Consider the following 18,252-nt stretch of genomic DNA (forward strand, 5'->3'; position numbering starts at 1 on the left):
AGGATCCGACATGACGAGCAGCACCTCCGTCAATCTTCTCGACCTCGATGCCGCGGGGCTCGTCGCCTATTGCGACAGCCTCGGCGAGAAGCCGTTTCGCGCCAAGCAGCTGCAGCGCTGGATACACCAGTACAACGCCGCCGATTTCGACGGCATGACCGATCTCGCGAAGTCGCTGCGCACGAAGCTCAAGGATCGCGCGGCGATCGTGATGCCGCCCGTGGTCAGCGATCACGTGTCGGCCGACGGCACGCGCAAGTGGCTCGTCGACGTCGGCAACGGCAATGCCGTGGAAACGGTATTCATTCCCGAAGAGACGCGCGGCACGCTGTGCGTGTCGTCGCAGGCGGGGTGCGCCGTCAACTGCCGGTTTTGCTCGACGGGCAAGCAGGGCTTTTCCCGCAATCTGACGACGGGCGAGATCATCGGCCAGCTGCGGATGGCCGAATTCGCGCTGCGCGCGGCGCTCGGCCGCCCGCACGCGCCGGACAACAAAGGCGAGCGCGTCATCACGAACGTCGTGATGATGGGCATGGGCGAGCCGCTGCTCAATTACGACGCGCTCGTGCCGGCGCTGCGGCTGATGCTCGACGACAACGCGTACGGCCTTTCGCGGCGGCGCGTGACGGTATCGACCTCGGGCGTGGTGCCGATGATGGATCGGCTCGGGGCGGATCTTCCGGTCGCGCTGGCCGTGTCTCTGCATGCGCCGAACGACGCGTTGCGGGACATGCTCGTGCCTTTGAACAAGAAGTATCCTCTGCGCGAATTGATGGCCGCGTGCCGGCGCTATCTCGAAGTGGCGCCGCGCGATTTCGTCACGTTCGAGTACTGCATGCTCGACGGCGTCAACGATAGCGAAGCGCATGCGCGCGAATTGCTCGCGCTGACGGCCGACGTACCGTGCAAGTTCAACTTGATTCCGTTCAATCCGTTCCCGGAGTCGGGGCTTGTGCGCTCCAAGGCGGACCGGATCAAGCGATTCGCGCAGATACTCATCGACGCGGGCGTGGTGACGACGGTGCGCAAGACGCGCGGCGACGATATCGATGCCGCCTGCGGTCAGCTCGCGGGTGCGGTGAAGGATCGCACGCGCCTGGCCGAGCGCACGGGCGGGGCCGCCCATGGCCGGACCGCGAACGGCGGCCACGCGGGCAAGGTGATCGAAGTGCGGCCCGTGCGCTGAGCGCGCGCGGGACATAAAGGAGGCGGCGCCGTGTGCGTGCCGCCGGACGGTAGTGAGACAGACGGTTCGCGCATCGGCGGCATGAATGAGCCCGGCGGGCGCGAAGTGGAAAAAGAGAATCGACGCGAGGATCAGGGATGAGTGAGCCGCAGCATCCGCAATCAGAAGGCACACAGACGAGTGCGGGACGGGGAGGCACCGTGCCGCAGACGGCGCCCGGCGCCGCGTACGCGCCCCTCGACTCGCTGGCCGCGGTCGGCGCTCGTCTTGCGCAGTTGCGGGAAGCGAAGGGCTGGTCCGTCGACGACGTCTCGGCTCGGCTGAAAGTCTCGCCTAACAAGATGCGCTCGCTCGAAGCGGGCGATATCAGTCAGTTGCCCGGCACGACGTTCGCGCTTGGCGTCATCCGCAGCTATGCCAAGATGCTCGGCACCGATCCGGAGCCGTTCGCGCAGGCGCTGCGCCGCGTCAAGGGCGAGGCCGAGCCGGATTTGTCGATGCCTGCCTCGACGGGTGCCGATTTGCCGCGGGGGCGGGTCTCCGTCTCGCTCGGCGGCACGCCGAAGCATCGTTCCTGGTGGTGGGGCGTGGCAGCGGGCGTGATCGTCGTCGTCGCGCTCGCGATGTGGCACCAAGGCGGCGATTCGGCTGCCTGGCTCGCGCGCCTGAAGGCCAGCGCGGGCGGCATGGCGGCCAATCCGGGCGGCACGGCATCGGGCGCGGCGGCGCCTGCGACGGCTTCGGCCGCGACCTCGACGGGCCTCGTCGTCACGCAAACGGGGGCGGCTTCGGGCGCGACGGCTGCATCGGAATCCACCGCAAGCCCGGCAGCGACTGAAGCCAGCACGCCGACGATCACCCCGCTCGAGCCGACGGCGCAAGCGCCCGCCTCGCAGCCGGCCGCCGAGCAAACGGCTTCGGCCGCAGCGCCGGCAGCAGCTCAAGCTCAAGCGCCCAAGCAGGCCGCGGCCGCGTCGGCTCCTGCCGCAGCTTCTGCTTCTGCGGCACAAGCCGCGGCCGCGGTACCCGCGTCGGGTGCCTCGACGATCGCCGTGAAGGTGTCCCAGGACAGCTGGTTCAGCGTTCGCGACAAGAACGGCAAGGAAGTGTTCTCTGGGCTCGTTCACGCCGGCGATACAAAGGAAGTGTCGGGCGTGCCGCCTCTGAAGGTCACCGCGGGCAACCGCGCGGGGCTCGAATCGATGACGCTCGACGGACAGCCGGTCGATGCGGCGAAGTTCGGCCCGAACAAGGGCAATGTCGCGCGTTTCACGTTGCCGTAACGGTCCAATGCCGCGGCGGCGCGCCGCGGCCCAGTTCCAATTCTCGGGTGCGCAGCCGTTGGCAAGAGTTGCGTACGCAGCGTAACCAGGACTCATGGGTTTTTCGATGCCTACCGACAGCAGCAGTCAAATTTGTTCTTCCGTGCCGGTTTTCGGCGGCCCCGCGAAGCGTCGCGCCTCGCACGCGGTCGACGTTCGCTGGGGCGGCCAGCTCGTGACGATCGGCGGCGACGCGCCCGTGCGCGTGCAGTCGATGACGAACACGGATACGGCCGATGCGATCGGCACGGCGATCCAAGTCAAGGAACTCGCGCAGGCGGGCTCGGAGCTCGTGCGCATCACGGTCAATACGCCCGAGGCCGCGCAAGCCGTGCCGGCGGTGCGCGAGCAGCTCGATCGCATGGGCGTGACGGTGCCGCTCGTGGGCGATTTCCACTACAACGGCCATTTGCTGCTGCGCGACTATCCCGCTTGCGCCGAGGCGCTCTCGAAGTACCGGATCAACCCCGGCAACGTCGGCCACGGGGCGAAGCGCGATACGCAATTCGCACAGATGATCGAAGCCGCGGCTCGCTACGACAAGCCGGTGCGCATCGGCGTGAACTGGGGCAGTCTCGACCAGGATTTGCTGGCGCGCATGATGGACGAAAACGGCTCGCGCGCGCAGCCGTGGGACGCGCAAAGCGTGATGTACGAGGCGCTGATCCAATCGGCGATCGGCTCGGCCGAGCGTGCCGTCGAACTGGGCTTGCCGCGCAACAAGATCATTCTGTCGTGCAAGGTCAGCGGCGTGCAGGATCTGATCGCCGTCTACCGCGAACTGTCGCGCCGCTGCGAGTTCGCGCTCCATTTGGGCCTGACCGAAGCCGGCATGGGCTCGAAGGGCATCGTCGCGTCCACGGCCGCGCTCGGCGTACTGCTGCAAGAAGGGATCGGCGACACGATCCGTATCTCGCTGACGCCCGAGCCCGGCGCGTCGCGCACCGGTGAAGTCATCGTCGGCCAGGAAATCCTGCAGACGATGGGCCTGCGCTCGTTTACGCCGATGGTGATCGCGTGCCCCGGTTGCGGCCGCACGACGAGCACGCTGTTCCAGGAACTCGCGTCGCAAATCCAGAACTACTTGCGCGCGCAAATGCCGGTCTGGCGCGATCAGTACCCCGGTGTCGAAAAGATGCACGTGGCGGTGATGGGCTGCATCGTCAACGGGCCCGGCGAATCGAAGCAGGCCAATATCGGCATCAGCTTGCCCGGCTCGGGGGAAAACCCGGCGGCACCCGTCTTCATCGACGGCGAAAAGGTCAAGACGCTGCGCGGCGAACGGATTGCCGAGGAATTCCAGCAAATCGTGAGCGACTATGTCGAGCGCACCTATGGCCGCGAGAGCGTCGCGAATTAACGAGTCCACCGAACAACGATGACAGAACAGAAGAGAAAGCTCGAGAAGCTTGCCGGCGTCAAAGGCATGAACGACATCCTGCCGGGCGAAGCCGCGCTGTGGGACTTCTTCGAGTCGACGGTCAAGTCGATGCTGCGCGCGTACGGCTATCAGAACATCCGCACGCCGATCGTCGAGCACACCCAGCTGTTTACGCGCGGGATCGGCGAAGTCACGGACATCGTCGAAAAAGAGATGTACAGCTTCGTCGATTCGTTGAACGGCGAAAACCTGACGCTTCGTCCCGAAAATACGGCGGCGGTCGTGCGCTCGGCCATCGAGCACAATCTTCTTTACGACGGCCCCAAGCGGCTTTGGTACATCGGGCCGATGTTCCGCCACGAGCGTCCGCAGCGCGGCCGCTACCGCCAATTCCATCAGGTGGGCGTCGAGGCGCTCGGCTTCGCCGGCCCCGACACCGATGCGGAAATCATCCTGATGTGCCAGCGGCTCTGGGATGATCTCGGCCTGATGGGCATTCGTCTCGAAATCAACTCGCTGGGTCTTGCCGAGGAGCGTGCGGCGCATCGCGTCGAGCTCATCGCTTATCTCGAAAAGCACGCCGACGTGCTCGACGAAGATGCGAAGCGCCGGCTCTATACGAACCCGCTGCGCGTGCTCGACACGAAGAATCCCGCGTTGCAGGAGATCGTGCAGAACGCGCCGAAGCTGATCGATTTCCTCGGCGACGCCTCGCGCGCGCACTTCGAGGGGCTGCAACGCCTGCTGAAGGCGAACAACATTCCCTTCAAGATCAATCCGCGGCTCGTGCGCGGTCTCGATTACTACAATCTGACCGTGTTCGAGTGGGTCACCGATAAGCTCGGCGCGCAGGGCACGGTCGCCGCCGGCGGCCGCTACGATCCGCTCATCGAGCAGCTCGGCGGCAAGCCGACGGCCGCTTGCGGCTGGGCCATGGGCGTGGAGCGCATCCTCGAATTGCTGAAGGAGGACGCGCTTGTCCCGCAGGAAGAGGGCTGCGACGTCTACGTCGTCCATCAGGGCGAGCGCGCGCGCGAGCAGGCGTTCATCATTGCCGAGCGTCTGCGCGATACCGGCCTGGACGTCATCCTCCATTGCAGCGCCGACGGCGCATCGGCAAGCTTCAAGTCGCAGATGAAGCGCGCCGACGCGAGCGGGGCGGCATTCGCGGTGATCCTCGGCGACGACGAAGTGGCGAACGGCACGGTGGCCATCAAGCCGTTGCGCGACACCGCGGGCGAAGGCGAAAAGAGCGAACAGAGCAGCGTGCCGGTCGAAAACTTGACCGAATTTCTAATCAATGCGATGGTTGCAACCGCCGAAGACGGCGACGACTGACGCAACTGTCGCCGCTCATGACAAGAACGGTGCGAGACACGAAGGAATCGCTTTGCGATGAGTTATCACGACGAACAAGAATCGATTGAGAGTTTCAAGGCCTGGTGGGCGCAGTGGGGAAATACGTCCACCTGGATCGTGCTGGTGGCGCTCATGGCCGCGGCTGCATGGAACGGCTGGAATTTCTGGCAGCGGCGTCAGGCAACCCAGGCCGCGGTGCTGTACGAGCAAGTGCAGCAGTCCGTCGCGGCGAAGGATAAGGCGCACGTCACGCGCGACGCCGGGGATATGGAAGCGCGCTACGGCGGCACCGCGTACGGCCAGATGACGGCGCTCGAGGCCGCCAAGGCGCTGTACGAAGCGGGTGACGTTGCCGGCGCGAAGGCCCAGCTGCAGTGGGCGATCGATCACGCGAAGGACGACGAGTACAAGCAGATCGCCAAGCTGCGTCTGGCGGCCGTCATGCTCGACGAGAAGGCCTACGATGCGGGGCTCGCGTTGCTCGCCGGCACGCCGCTGGAAGGCTTCCAAGGCGCCGTGGCCGATCGCCGCGGCGATTTGCTGGCCGCGCAGGGCAAGCGTGCCGACGCCCGCAGCGCCTATCAGCTCGCACTGTCGTCGCTGGGCAAGAGCGATACGTCCGCGCGCCAGCTCATCCAATTCAAGCTCGACGCGCTTGGCGGTTGAGCGGCGCTCGCTAGCGTCGCCGCCCGGCCTTACCCGAACAACCTTTGACGAAGCTTCGCCCACCGATGAATTTGCTGAAACGTTTCGCCGTGCCCGTCGCTTGCGCGATGACCGTCCTTGCGATGGCGGCTTGCTCGTCCACCAAGGATCCGCGCCGTGATCCGGTGCCGCTCACCGAGTTCAAGCCTGTCTTCACCGTCGATCAGGCCTGGAAGACGAGTATCAGCGGCGCGGGACGTTACTTCTTCTCGCCGGTCGTCGTAGGCGACGATGTCTACGCGGCCGGATCGAACGGAACGGTCGAGAAGATCGACGGCAAGACCGGCAACAAGGTCTGGAGCACGAAGGTGCATTCGGACCTGACGTCCGGTGTGGGCAGTGACGGTACCTACACGGCGGTCGGGGCGGAGAAGGGCGGTGTCGACGTGCTCGACGCCAACGGCAAGCTGATCTGGAAGACGACCGTGCCGGGCGAGATCGTCTCGCCGCCGCTCGTCGGCAACGGTTATGTGGTCGTGCGCACGATCGACGGCCAAATCAGCGCGTTCAACGCTTCCACCGGCGAGTTGCGGTGGCAGTATCACAATCGCGCCGTGCCGCTGAATCTGCGCGTGTCGGCGGGCATGGCGTTCGCGGGTCAGGCCGCCGTCCTGGCCGGATTTCCGGGCGGCTCGCTCTCCGCGATCAACCTGAAGACGGGTGACGACTATTGGCAAGCCCCGGTTTCGTTCCCCAAGGGCGTAACGGAAGTCGAGCGCATCAATGACGTGACGGGCGCGCCGACCTTGGTCGGCGCGGAAGCGTGCGCGGTGACGTTCCAAGGGCGTATCAGCTGCTTCGATGCGAACAACGGCCAACCCGTCTGGGAACAGCCGTTTTCGGGCGTGAGCGGCCTCGCAGCGGACCGTACGTCCGTGGTGGCGCCGGATGACTGGTCGGTGCTCCAAGCGTTCGACGCGACGACGGGCAAGCCGCTCTGGAAGAACGACACGCTCAAGAACCGCAATCTGAGCACGCCGTACTTGCTCGGGCCCGATGTCGTGGTGGGCGATTACAAGGGCTTCGTCCACTTCTTGTCGCGCGACGACGGCAAACTCCTCGCGCGCTTCAAGACGGACGGCAGCGCAATCACGGCCGCACCGGTTGCGGTCGGCAACACGCTGATCGTGCAAACGCACGACGGCCACCTGTACGGGCTCGTCTCGCACTGAGCGAGGCGGTACCGTCCAGTTTTTCGACCGCGGGCCGGCTCAGCCGGCCGCGGTCGTTTTGAGACTACGTAAGATGAAACCCGTAATTGCCCTCGTTGGGCGCCCCAATGTGGGGAAATCCACCCTGTTCAACCGGCTCACGCGCTCGCGCGATGCGCTTGTCGCCGATTTGCCCGGCTTGACGCGCGATCGCCACTACGGCGAAGGGCGCGTCGGCGACCGCGCGTATCTCGTCGTCGATACGGGCGGCTTCGAGCCTGTCGCCAAGGACGGGATCCTGCACGAGATGGCGCGGCAAACGCGGCAGGCGGTCGAGGAGTCGGACGTCGTCGTCTTCATCGTCGACGGACGCAACGGGCTGGCGCCGCAGGACAAATCGATCGCCGATTATCTGCGCAAGACCGGCAGGCCGATCGTGCTCGTCGTGAACAAGGCCGAAGGCATGAAGTACACGGCCGTCGCGTCCGATTTCTACGAGCTCGGGCTCGGCGATCCGCGCGCGATTTCCGCCGCGCACGGTGACGGCGTCACCGAGATGATCAACGACTCCCTCGGGATTGCCTACGCCGGCTATCCGGAAGAGACCGAAGAGGAGAAGGGCGAGCGAGGCGTCAAGATCGCGATCGTCGGGCGGCCGAACGTCGGCAAATCGACGCTCGTCAACACGCTCATCGGTGAGGAGCGTGTCATCGCTTTCGACATGCCCGGCACGACGCGCGACTCGATCTATGTCGATTTCGAGCGCCAGGGCAAGAAATACACGCTGATCGATACGGCGGGCTTGCGCCGGCGCGGGAAGGTATTCGAGGCGATCGAGAAATTCTCCGTCGTGAAGACGCTGCAATCGATCGCCGACGCGAACGTCGTGATTCTGCTGCTCGACGCGCGGCAGGATATTTCGGACCAGGACGCCCACATCGCGGGATTCGTGGTCGAGCAGGGGCGTGCGCTCGTGGTTGGCGTGAACAAGTGGGACGGGCTCGACGCGCATGTGCGCGAGCGCACGAAAGCCGACATGATCCGCAAACTCAAATTCCTGGAGTTCGCGAAGTTTCACTTCATCTCGGCCACGGAGAAGACGGGGATCGGCCCGCTCATGCGTTCGGTCGACGACGCCTACGCGGCCGCCATGGCGAAGCTGCCGACACCGAAGCTCACGCGCGCATTGATCGAGGCCGTGGAATTCCAGCAGCCGCGCCGCCGCGGCCCCGTGCGTCCGAAACTGCGTTACGCACACCAAGGCGGGCAAAATCCGCCGATCATCGTCATCCACGGCAACGCCCTCGATGCCGTTACGGAAACTTACAAGCGATATCTCGAAAATCGTTTCCGCGAAACTTTCTCGTTGACCGGAACTCCATTGCGCATAGAGTTCCGCTCGTCGACGAACCCTTACGCCGACAAGGGCTGAGCGGGCGCGCGAGCCGCCGGCCGAATGGCCTCCCCGGCCCGTGCCACAAAGAAAATCGGCTATAGTGTAGCGATTGGCGGCGGATTTCTTTTTCTTCGTCCCAATTCGGATCCAACCTGCAAAAAAACGACGGAGTTTGCTATGAGCAACAAAGGGCAACTGTTACAAGACCCGTTTCTGAACGCACTGCGCAAAGAGCACGTGCCGGTTTCCATCTATTTGGTCAACGGCATCAAGCTTCAAGGGAACATTGAATCGTTCGACCAGTACGTCGTGTTGCTCCGTAACACCGTGACCCAGATGGTCTACAAACACGCCATTTCGACGGTGGTGCCGGCTCGCCCGGTCAACTTCCACCCTGATTCGGAAACGGCCTAATCTCATCCTAGCGGCCGGCATGGTGCCGACTGATCGGCGCGCGTGCCGGCCGCTTCCCATTTTGACGCCCATCAATTTGATCAACGCAGCGCTCGTCGGCATCGATTTCGGAAAGATCGACTTCGAAGCCAGTCTCGAAGAACTCAGCCTGCTCGTGCAAAGCGCGGGCGCACACCCCGCCGTGACCTTGACCGGGCGCCGTTCGAGCCCCGATGCCGCGCTGTTCGTCGGCAGCGGCAAGGCGGAGGAATTGCGCCTCGCGTGCGAGGCCAACGATGTCGAAATCGTTATCTTCAATCACGCGTTGGCGCCGGCGCAGCAGCGCAATCTGGAGCGGGCGCTTAACCGTCGCGTGGTCGACCGCACGAGCCTCATTCTCGACATCTTCGCGCAGCGCGCGCGCAGTCACGAAGGCAAGCTGCAAGTCGAACTGGCGCAGCTGCAGTACATCGCCACGCGCCTCGTGCGCGCTTGGACTCACCTCGAGCGCCAAAAAGGCGGCATCGGTCTGCGCGGGCCGGGCGAAACGCAGCTCGAAACCGACCGCCGCTTGATTGGCGAGCGGATCAAGATGCTCAAGGGGCGGCTCGACAAATTGCGGCGCCAGCACGGCACGCAGCGACGCCAGCGGGCCCGCAATCGCGCGATGTCGGTCTCGCTCGTCGGCTACACGAACGCCGGCAAATCGACGCTGTTCAACGCGCTCACGAAGGCGCAGGCCTACGCGGCCGATCAGCTGTTCGCGACGCTCGATACCACGTCGCGCCGGCTCTACCTCGGCGACGAGGCGGGACAGGTGATCGTCTCCGATACGGTCGGTTTCATTCGCGAATTGCCTCACCAGCTCGTCGCCGCGTTTCGAGCGACGCTCGAGGAGACGATCCACGCCGATTTGCTGCTGCACGTCGTCGATGCGTCGAGCGCCGTGCGGCTCGACCAGATCGATCAGGTGAACGAAGTATTGGACGAGATCGGGGCGCATACGGTGCGGCAGATTCTCGTCTTCAACAAGATCGATGCCGTGCCCGAGCTGGCGGCACGTGGCAACGCGGTCGAGCGTGATGAGTATGGTAATATTTCGCGCGTCTTTTTGAGCGCGCGCACGGGGCAGGGTTTGGATACGCTGCGCGCGGCCATTGCCGAAATCGCCACCTCAGAACATCTCCCAGACAGCGGGCGGGCGCAGCCGGGTGAGACACCGGCGGCGCATGGGCTCGAAGACTCAGACGCATCGGCGTCGTCCGATGCGCGGACATGGCGCTCCGATTTGCATTGACCGGCTCTCCCAACTCGAGCGAACGAACACTGGTGAACGAATACAACGAGCGGGGTTTCTGGCTGCGTGCGCGCGCCATTCTTTCGATTAGCGATCCTCGCTGGGGGCGCGGCGACGGCAATGGCAGCCGGCAACGGCCCAACGAGCCGAAGCGCACGCCGGGCGACGGAGACGGCCCGCCCGATCTCGACGAAATGTGGCGCGAGTTCAACCGCCGTTTGTCGCGCTTCTTCGGCGGCAAGGGGCAGGGGTCGGGGCCCGGCGATCGGCGTCCGGACAACGGGCGCGCCGCGCGCATCGGCGTCGGCATCGTCATCGGCGTGCTCATCGCGATCTACATCGGCAGCGGAGTTTTCGTCGTGCAGGACGGCCAAACGGGCGTCGTCATGCAATTCGGCAAATATCAAGGCACGGTCGAGCCGGGGGTGCACCTGCGCTTGCCGTATCCGTTCGAGACACATGAAATCGTCAACGTCGCGCAGATTCGCTCGGTCGAAATCGGCCGCGGCAACGCCATGAGCGACGCGAGCACGAAGAACGCCTCGGTGATCACGCATGACGGCGATATCGTCGACGTGCGCCTGGCGATCCAGTACCAAGTGAAATCGGCCACCGATTACCTGTTCGGCGCCGCGGACCCGGATCTGAGCGTGACGCAGGCGGCGCAGGCCGCGGTGCGCGAGATCGTCGGTGCCCGCAGCACCGAGAGCCTGCTCGGCGGGAGTCGCGAGGCGCTGCGCGCGCCGCTGACGCTAGCGATCCAAGCGGCGCTCGATCGGTATCGCACGGGGCTCGCGGTGACGGGCGTGACGGTGGAGTCGATCGAGCCGCCCGCCGCCGTGCAGAGCGCGTACGCGGACGTCGTGCGCGCACGTCAGGACCGCGCGAGCGCCAAGACCGATGCGCAGTCTTACGCGGGACAAATTCTGCCCGGAGCGAAGGCGCAAGCGCAGCGCACGATCGACGATGCGAAGGCCTACGCCGCCCGCGTCGTCTCCGATGCGCAAGGCGACGCCGAACGCTTCAAGGAGGTCTACGCCCAATACGAGAAGGCGCCGGCCGTCGTGCGAGAGCGGATGTATCTGGAAACCATGCGCGACATCTACGCCAATTCAACGAAGATTTTCGTCAGCGGCAAGGCGGGCAGCAGCGTCGTCAATCTGTCGCTCGACAAGCTGCTCGAGGCCAATCGGCATGCGTCGCCCGAGACGGCCGCGCCGGCCTCCGCCGCGGCGGCCGCGAGCGCGGCATCGAGTGTCGCGCCGGGCGCCTCGGCGGCCGAGCCGAATCCGGCCAGCCAACCGGCTGCCGCGAGCGACGCGCTGCGTTCGCGCGATACGCTGCGCAGCCGCGCGCGCGAAGACGATCTGCAGCAATAAGGAGCGCTCGACATGAATCGTATTATTGCGCTCGTGATCGTCGTCGTCGCGGTGCTGTTTGCCGGGGCGTCGACCTTGCTCGTCGTCGACCAGCGGCATGTCGCGGTCGTGTACGCACGCGGCGGCGAACATCCCGCGCTCGTCGGGCCCGGCCTGCATGTGAAGCTGCCGACGCCGCTGCAGTCGGCGATGCTCGTCGATACGCGCGTGCGTACGCTCGCGCCCGCCGACGCCGACCGCTTCGTAACGTCGGACAAAACGGACTTGCTCGTGACGCCGGTGCTGAAATACCGCGTGACGGACCCGCTCAAGCTGTTCGGCGAAACGGGCGGCGATCAGCAAAGCGCGCTCGACCGGCTGACCGGCCAAATGCGTACCGCGCTCGGCGATGCGTTCGCGAAGCGCGCGCTCGCCGACGCGCTTTCTCACGAAGGCCAGCTCGCGCAAGAGGCGCAAGCGTCCATGACCGATGCGGCAAAGGCGCTCGGCATCGACATCGTCGATTTGAGCCTCGTGCGGGTGGACCTTCCGCAAGCGGGTGCCGATGCGGTCTATAAGCGCATGGCGGCCGCGCAGGAGCAGATCGCCGGCAACGAACGCTCGCAGAGCGCGACCGAGGTCGCTCAGATCAAGGCGGATGCCGAGCATCAGCGTGAAGCCGTGCTGGCCGATGCCTACGCGACGGCGCAGGCCATCAAGGGCGAGGGCGACGCGAAGGCGGCCTCCATCGCGGCCGACGCATTCGGGAGCGATCCGGGCTTCTACCAGTTCTACGAGAGCCTGCAGGCATATCGAAGCGTATTCAAGCCGGGCGACGTCATCGTCGTCGATCCAGACAGCGAGTTTTTCCGCTTCATGCGCAGCCCCGACGGCAGCAGCGCGCAATCCACCCCGGCCCCCTCGGCTTCACGCAAACACTGATTCAGGGGCGCCGCCGATCGACGCGCGGCGCCGGCATTTTCATGGACATGGCCGCTTCGTTACTGCTTGCGATCGCACTGATGCTCATCATCGAGGGCATGTTTCCATTCGTCTTCCCGACTGCGTGGCGCGAGACCTTTCGTAAAATAGCGGAGCGTCCGGCGCATCATATTCGCATCGGCGGGTTGATCGTCATGGCGCTTGGCTTGCTGCTGCTCGTCGTGGCTACCTGAGCCGCGCCGCGGCAGCGGGAATTCGCGCGGAAGGATCTGTTGCGCGGCTTCGTACTTGGCTTGACCCGCTTTCGGCTGCGCGTTGCGCGCCCTCAATTAACGTCGTAGGACTCAATCGATGTCGACCTGGCTGCTTCCCGAAAATATCGCCGACGTGCTGCCTTCCGAGGCGCGCAAGATCGAAGAGCTGCGGCGTGCGCTGCTCGACCGCTTCCGCACGTACGGCTACGAGATGGTGATGCCGCCGCTGCTCGAGTATCTCGAATCGCTGCTGACGGGCGGCGGCAGCGACCTGAATCTGCGCACGTTCAAGCTCGTCGATCAACTATCGGGCCGCACCCTGGGGCTGCGCGCCGACACGACGCCGCAAGTGGCCCGCATCGACGCGCACTTGCTGAACCGGCAGGGCGTGACGCGCCTTTGCTATGCGGGCAGCGTGCTGCATACGCGTCCGCGCGGCCTGCACGCCACGCGCGAACAGATCCAGATCGGCGCCGAAATCTACGGCCACGCGGGCCTCGAAGCCGATCTCGAAATTCAGCAGCTGATGCTCGATGTGCTGCGCCTAGCCGGCATCGAGAACGTGCGGCTCGATTTGTGCCATGCAGGCGTGCTGCTCGCGTTGTTCGAACGCGATCCCGTGGCCGCGGCGCGCGGCGAGACGCTGTACGAGGCGCTCGCCGGCAAGGACGTGCCCCGCATCGCGGAACTCACGCAGGATCTCGATCCCGTCGTGGGCGATGCGTTGCGCGCGCTGCCTTCGCTGTACGGCGACGCATCGGTGATCGAGCTCGCGCGCCAGCGGCTGCCGCAATGGCCCGCCATCACGCGCGCGCTCGACGACTTGGCGTTCCTCGCGGCGCATGTGGAAGGGGCGCACGCGGCGATCGACCTGGCCGATTTGCGCGGCTATGCGTATCACAGCGGGGTGATGTTCTCGGCGTACGTCGACGGCGTGCCGAACGCGCTCGCGCGCGGAGGCCGTTACGATCACGTGGGCCAAGCGTATGGGCGCGCGCGTCCGGCGACGGGCTTCTCGCTCGATCTGCGCGAGATCGCGCGGATTTCGCCGATCGAGGCGCGCAGCAGCGCGATTCTCGCGCCTTGGAAGCATGACGATCTGTTGCGTGAACGCGTCGCCGAACTGCGCGATGCCGGCGAAGTCGTGATCCAAGCTTTGCCGGGGCACGATCACGCGCTCGACGAGTTCGCGTTCGACCGTGTGCTCGTTGAGCGCGACGGCGCATGGCTCGTCGAGGCGCGCAAACCGAACTCGGGTGCTTGACTCGAGGGGGCCGGCGCTCGGCGCCGCCAAGCCCTCGCATGGTCCATGCCGTTGAAGCGAAACGGAAAAATTCGGAAGCTTCAGCGAACATGGGTAGAATACGTTTTTAACCAGCTAACGAAACAACATGTCTGCCAGCGCAGTGAATGCAGCCCAGGGACGCAACGTCGTCGTCGTCGGGACTCAATGGGGTGATGAAGGCAAGGGCAAGATCGTCGACTGGCTGACGGACCACGCGCAAGGCGTCGTACGTTTCCAGGGCGGCCACAATGCCGGGCACACGCTCATCATCGGCGGCAAGAAGACGATTTTGCGCTTGATCCCGTCGGGCATCATGCGCGCCGGCGTCGCTTGCTACATCGGCAACGGCGTGGTGCTGTCCCCCGAAGCGCTGTTCAAGGAAATCGGAGAACTCGAGGCCGCGGGCCTCGACGTGCGCAGCCGCCTGTTCATCTCCGAGGCGACGACGCTGATTCTGCCGTACCACATTGCGATCGACCAGGCGCGCGAAGCGCGCAGCGGGGCGGGCAAGATCGGTACGACCGGGCGCGGCATCGGGCCGGCCTATGAGGACAAGGTAGGCCGCCGCGCGCTGCGCGTGCAGGACCTGTTCTCGCCCCAGACGTTCGCTGACCGCCTGCGCGCGAACCTCGATTTCCATAATTTCGTGCTGACCCAATACCTCGGGGCGGCCGCCGTCGATTTCCAGCAAACGCTCGACACGATGCTCGGGTACGCCGAGCGTCTCGCGCCGATGGTCACGGACGTTTCCCGCCGCTTGTACGACGAAAACGAAGCGGGCCGCAATCTGCTGTTCGAAGGCGCGCAGGGCACGCTGCTCGACATCGATCACGGCACCTACCCGTTCGTCACCTCGAGCAACTGCGTGGCCGGCGCGGCGTCGGCCGGCGCGGGCGTCGGGCCGCAGAAGCTGCATTACATTCTCGGTATCACGAAGGCCTATTGCACGCGCGTCGGCTCGGGTCCGTTCCCGAGCGAACTGTACGACGCGGACAATCCGCAGCGTCAGGAAGCCGTGGGCGTCACGCTCGCCAACGTCGGCAAGGAGTTCGGCTCCGTGACGGGCCGTCCGCGCCGCACCGGCTGGCTCGATGCCGCGGCGCTGCGCCGTTCGATTCAAATCAACGGCGTGTCGGGCCTTTGCATGACGAAGCTCGACGTGCTCGACGGTCTCGACGAAGTGAAGCTGTGCGTCGGTTACAAGGTCGACGGCAAGAGCGCCGATCTGCTCCCGCGCGGTGCCGCCGAAGTGGCGCGCTGCGAGCCCGTGTACGAAACGTTCGGCGGATGGAAGGAAAGCACGATCGGCATCACGGAGTGGAGCCAGCTTCCGGCCAACGCTCAGGCGTACCTCACGCGCGTGCAGGAAGTGGCCGGTGTCCCGATCGACATGGTGTCGACGGGCCCCGATCGCGACGAAACGATCTTGCTGCGCCATCCGTTCAAGGTTTAACTCGATGACGCGGAACATGACGATGATCGCGATGACGGATCCTCGCAACGACGACAAGAACCTCTGGGTCAGCTGGGACGAGTACCACCGGCTGATCGAGTTGTTGGCGCTTGCCGTCCACGAGTCGGCATGGAAGTTCGACAACATCCTGTGTCTGGCCCGCGGCGGGCTGCGCGTGGGCGACCAGCTCTCGCGCATCTACGACTTGCCGCTCGCGATTCTCGCGACGAGTTCCTACCGCGAAGCGGCCGGCACGGAGCAGGGGGAACTGGACATCGCTCAGTACATCACGATGACGCGCGGCAATCTGTCCGGGAACGTGTTGCTCGTCGACGATCTGGTCGATTCGGGCGTCACGCTGGCTCGCGTGCGGGAGCATCTCAAAGAGCGCTATCCCGCCGTGACGGCCGTGCGCTCGGCCGTGCTCTGGTACAAGGGCTGCTCGAAGGTCAAGCCCGACTATTTCGTTCAGCATTTGCCCACTAACCCGTGGATTCACCAGCCGTTCGAGGAATGGGATACCGTTCGGCCCCATAATTTGGGCGCGTGGATCAAGCGGGGCGTCGCGCGTGAATCGGGCTCCGGCACGTAATTTGCATTTAATATGGCCGCGGCATTGGCGCTCGCATCGATCATTGAGCGGAGTCGACTGACTCCGCTCTTTTTATGTGTATCAGACATCGATGCGCCGCTAGAATAGCGCTCGCTCTCGGCTTCTCCGGTACGAACCGGTCGCGTTTATGACAGACAACAACCACGACAACCTTCGTCAGCATTCCCTGCCGTCGCTCGCGCTGGCGGCGATCGGCGTCGTGTTCGGCGACATCGGCACGAGCCCGTTGTACTCGCTCAAGGAAGCATTCAGCCCCGATCACGGTATCGCGCTCACCGATCATTCGATCCTCGGCGTGATTTCACTGCTGTTCTGGGCCATCATCTTCGTGGTGTCGATCAAGTATGTCCTGTTCGTGATGCGGGCCGACAACAACGGCGAAGGTGGTGTGCTCGCGTTGATGGCGCTCTCGCTGCGGCCTTTTTCGACGAAGTCGCGCGTGACCGGCGTGTTGATGATGCTCGGCATCTTCGGCGCCTGCATGTTCTACGGCGACGCCGTCATTACGCCCGCGATCTCGGTCATCTCCGCCGTGGAAGGGCTCGAGATCGCGACGCCGCAACTGTCGCATCTCGTGCTGCCGATCACGATGGTGATTCTGGTCGCGCTGTTCTGGATCCAGCGCCACGGCACCTCGCTCGTCGGCAAGCTGTTCGGGCCGATCATGCTCGTGTGGTTCGCGACGATCGCTCTGCTCGGGCTGAGCCACATCGTGCGCGCGCCTCAAATCATCGCCGCGCTCAATCCGTATTACGCGTTCTCCTTCATGCACGCCCACCTGCTGCAGGCGTACGTCGTGCTCGGGTCGGTCTTCCTGGTTCTGACGGGCGCCGAGGCGCTCTACGCGGACATGGGGCACTTCGGCGCACGCCCGATTCGTCTCGCCTGGTACGTGCTCGTCATGCCCTCGCTCGTGCTCAACTACTTCGGACAGGGCGCGCTGCTCATGCAAAACCCGAAGGCGATCGAGAATCCGTTTTTCCTGATGGCGCCGCAGTGGGCGCTGCTGCCTTTGGTCGTCCTGTCGACGGTCGCGACGGTCATCGCCTCGCAAGCCGTGATTTCGGGCGCCTACTCGCTGACGAGCCAGGCGATCCAGCTCGGCTATGTCCCCCGGATGAAGGTGCTTCATACCTCGGAACTCGCGATCGGGCAGATCTACGTGCCGGTCGTCAATTGGCTGCTGCTCTTCGTCATTTTGTGTGTGGTGCTGGGCTTCAAGAGTTCGGATAGCCTCGCCGCCGCATACGGTATCGCCGTCACGACGACCATGGTCATGACGACCGTGCTGGCTTGCGTCGTCATGGTCAAGGTCTGGAACTGGAACAAGGTGCTTGTGGGCCTGATCATCGCCGCGTTCATGACCGTAGACGTCGCCTTCTTCGGCGCGAACCTGCTCAAGGTCGCCGAAGGCGGCTGGCTACCGCTCGGCATCGGTGCCTTGCTGTTCTTCCTGCTGATGACCTGGTACAAGGGCCGCATGCTGGTCAAAGAGCGCACGGCCGCGGACGGTATTCCGCTGGCGCCGTTCGTGCAAGGATTGCTGGCACACCCACCGCATCGCGTGTCGGGCACGGCCATCTATTTGACGGGCAGCGATGCGCTCGTGCCGGTCAGCTTGCTGCACAACCTTAAGCACAACAAGGTGTTGCACGAGCGGACGATTTTCCTCACGTTCGATACGCGCGACATTCCGTATGTCAAAGACGACGAGCGGATCACGCTGAAGGACGTCACCGGCGGCTTATATCTCGTGAAAGCGGTCTACGGTTTCAACGAAACGCCTGACGTCAAAGCGGTGCTGTTCGAGCTCGAACGGATGTGCGGCATGCAATTCGAACTGATGGATACGTCGTTCTTCCTTGCGCGGGAAACGGTCGTGCCGACCCAACTGCCGGGCATGTCGATCTTGCGCGAGCGCATCTTCGCGTGGATGCATCAAAACGCCGCGAAACCGACGGACTTTTTCCGCATTCCGGCCAATCGCGTCGTCGAACTCGGGACGAAGATCGAAATTTGACTTTTGTATTTGCGGCGGCGGGATCGGCGGTATCTTTGCCGCCGTCGATCGCCCGTCCGTGAAAAAGCCGCGTCCGAAATACCGAGACGCGGCTTTTTTATCGAGGTCGATCGTTAGGCTGGCAGCAAACGAGGTTG

The 18,252-nt window shown here is 64.6% G+C and carries 16 protein-coding genes; all 16 read left to right on the forward strand.

Going from position 1 to position 18,252, the window contains the following annotated elements; all coding sequences use genetic code 11:
* Positions 1-10 precede the first annotated feature (10 nt).
* Positions 11-1,186: a dual-specificity RNA methyltransferase RlmN gene (rlmN, locus tag DWV00_RS29425; RefSeq protein ID WP_245965079.1), complete on the forward strand. Its 1,176-nt coding sequence runs from the start codon at positions 11-13 to the stop codon at positions 1,184-1,186.
* Between the two features lie 137 nt (positions 1,187-1,323).
* Positions 1,324-2,469 carry a helix-turn-helix domain-containing protein gene (locus DWV00_RS29430; protein ID WP_115537133.1) on the forward strand — a complete coding sequence of 382 codons (1,146 nt, stop codon included), beginning with the start codon at positions 1,324-1,326 and terminating at the stop codon, positions 2,467-2,469.
* A gap of 94 nt (positions 2,470-2,563) precedes the next feature.
* The gene (gene ispG / locus DWV00_RS29435; protein WP_115537134.1) at positions 2,564-3,868 is read left to right on the forward strand and encodes a flavodoxin-dependent (E)-4-hydroxy-3-methylbut-2-enyl-diphosphate synthase; all 1,305 of its coding nucleotides are present in this window, start codon (positions 2,564-2,566) and stop codon (positions 3,866-3,868) included.
* 18 nt (positions 3,869-3,886) lie between these two features.
* A complete protein-coding gene (hisS, locus tag DWV00_RS29440) occupies positions 3,887-5,227 on the forward strand; it encodes a histidine--tRNA ligase (protein WP_115537135.1) in 1,341 nt (446 codons plus the stop codon).
* Between the two features lie 57 nt (positions 5,228-5,284).
* Positions 5,285-5,914: a tetratricopeptide repeat protein gene (locus tag DWV00_RS29445; RefSeq protein ID WP_115537136.1), complete on the forward strand. Its 630-nt coding sequence runs from the start codon at positions 5,285-5,287 to the stop codon at positions 5,912-5,914.
* A gap of 65 nt (positions 5,915-5,979) precedes the next feature.
* Positions 5,980-7,125, forward strand: coding sequence for an outer membrane protein assembly factor BamB (gene bamB / locus DWV00_RS29450; RefSeq protein WP_115537137.1), 1,146 nt, complete (start codon positions 5,980-5,982; stop codon positions 7,123-7,125).
* Positions 7,126-7,198: 73 nt separating this feature from the next.
* Complete coding sequence (gene der, locus DWV00_RS29455) at positions 7,199-8,536, forward strand: ribosome biogenesis GTPase Der (protein WP_115537138.1); 1,338 nt, start codon at positions 7,199-7,201, stop codon at positions 8,534-8,536.
* 141 nt (positions 8,537-8,677) lie between these two features.
* Positions 8,678-8,914 (forward strand): RNA chaperone Hfq, encoded by a 237-nt coding sequence (hfq, locus tag DWV00_RS29460; protein WP_102608263.1) that lies wholly within the window; start codon positions 8,678-8,680, stop codon positions 8,912-8,914.
* A gap of 76 nt (positions 8,915-8,990) precedes the next feature.
* Complete coding sequence (gene hflX / locus DWV00_RS29465; RefSeq protein ID WP_245965085.1) at positions 8,991-10,190, forward strand: GTPase HflX; 1,200 nt, start codon at positions 8,991-8,993, stop codon at positions 10,188-10,190.
* A 32-nt stretch (positions 10,191-10,222) separates the two neighbouring features.
* A complete protein-coding gene (gene hflK / locus DWV00_RS29470; RefSeq protein WP_115537140.1) occupies positions 10,223-11,569 on the forward strand; it encodes an FtsH protease activity modulator HflK in 1,347 nt (448 codons plus the stop codon).
* Between the two features lie 12 nt (positions 11,570-11,581).
* The gene (hflC, locus tag DWV00_RS29475; protein ID WP_115537141.1) at positions 11,582-12,490 is read left to right on the forward strand and encodes a protease modulator HflC; all 909 of its coding nucleotides are present in this window, start codon (positions 11,582-11,584) and stop codon (positions 12,488-12,490) included.
* A gap of 41 nt (positions 12,491-12,531) precedes the next feature.
* Positions 12,532-12,723, forward strand: a complete 192-nt coding sequence (locus DWV00_RS29480; RefSeq protein WP_115537142.1) for a DUF2065 domain-containing protein — start codon at positions 12,532-12,534, stop codon at positions 12,721-12,723.
* Positions 12,724-12,841: 118 nt separating this feature from the next.
* On the forward strand, positions 12,842-14,008 hold the full coding sequence (locus DWV00_RS29485) for an ATP phosphoribosyltransferase regulatory subunit (protein WP_115537143.1): 1,167 nt from the start codon (positions 12,842-12,844) through the stop codon (positions 14,006-14,008).
* Between the two features lie 127 nt (positions 14,009-14,135).
* Positions 14,136-15,482, forward strand: coding sequence for an adenylosuccinate synthase (locus tag DWV00_RS29490; protein ID WP_115537144.1), 1,347 nt, complete (start codon positions 14,136-14,138; stop codon positions 15,480-15,482).
* A gap of 22 nt (positions 15,483-15,504) precedes the next feature.
* Entirely contained in the window at positions 15,505-16,074 is a 570-nt protein-coding gene (locus DWV00_RS29495; protein WP_115537172.1) for a phosphoribosyltransferase, read from the forward strand.
* 148 nt (positions 16,075-16,222) lie between these two features.
* On the forward strand, positions 16,223-18,115 hold the full coding sequence (locus DWV00_RS29500) for a potassium transporter Kup (RefSeq protein ID WP_115537145.1): 1,893 nt from the start codon (positions 16,223-16,225) through the stop codon (positions 18,113-18,115).
* Positions 18,116-18,252 lie beyond the last annotated feature (137 nt).

It is taken from the genome of Trinickia dinghuensis (assembly GCF_003367175.1).
GTDB lineage: Bacteria > Pseudomonadota > Gammaproteobacteria > Burkholderiales > Burkholderiaceae > Trinickia > Trinickia dinghuensis.

Excerpts from the sequence above, each read along its gene's own strand:
- DWV00_RS29445 (WP_115537136.1), top strand. The coding sequence starts at position 5,285 with ATGAGTTATCACGACGAACAAGAATCGATTGAGAGTTTCAAGGCCTGG.
- hflC (WP_115537141.1), top strand. The coding sequence starts at position 11,582 with ATGAATCGTATTATTGCGCTCGTGATCGTCGTCGTCGCGGTGCTGTTT.
- DWV00_RS29495 (WP_115537172.1), top strand. The coding sequence starts at position 15,505 with ATGATCGCGATGACGGATCCTCGCAACGACGACAAGAACCTCTGGGTC.
- bamB (WP_115537137.1), top strand. The coding sequence starts at position 5,980 with ATGAATTTGCTGAAACGTTTCGCCGTGCCCGTCGCTTGCGCGATGACC.
- hisS (WP_115537135.1), top strand. The coding sequence starts at position 3,887 with ATGACAGAACAGAAGAGAAAGCTCGAGAAGCTTGCCGGCGTCAAAGGC.
- der (WP_115537138.1), top strand. The coding sequence starts at position 7,199 with ATGAAACCCGTAATTGCCCTCGTTGGGCGCCCCAATGTGGGGAAATCC.
- hfq (WP_102608263.1), top strand. The coding sequence starts at position 8,678 with ATGAGCAACAAAGGGCAACTGTTACAAGACCCGTTTCTGAACGCACTG.
- DWV00_RS29430 (WP_115537133.1), top strand. The coding sequence starts at position 1,324 with ATGAGTGAGCCGCAGCATCCGCAATCAGAAGGCACACAGACGAGTGCG.
- DWV00_RS29485 (WP_115537143.1), top strand. The coding sequence starts at position 12,842 with ATGTCGACCTGGCTGCTTCCCGAAAATATCGCCGACGTGCTGCCTTCC.
- ispG (WP_115537134.1), top strand. The coding sequence starts at position 2,564 with ATGGGTTTTTCGATGCCTACCGACAGCAGCAGTCAAATTTGTTCTTCC.
- DWV00_RS29490 (WP_115537144.1), top strand. The coding sequence starts at position 14,136 with ATGTCTGCCAGCGCAGTGAATGCAGCCCAGGGACGCAACGTCGTCGTC.
- DWV00_RS29480 (WP_115537142.1), top strand. The coding sequence starts at position 12,532 with ATGGACATGGCCGCTTCGTTACTGCTTGCGATCGCACTGATGCTCATC.
- DWV00_RS29500 (WP_115537145.1), top strand. The coding sequence starts at position 16,223 with ATGACAGACAACAACCACGACAACCTTCGTCAGCATTCCCTGCCGTCG.
- rlmN (WP_245965079.1), top strand. The coding sequence starts at position 11 with ATGACGAGCAGCACCTCCGTCAATCTTCTCGACCTCGATGCCGCGGGG.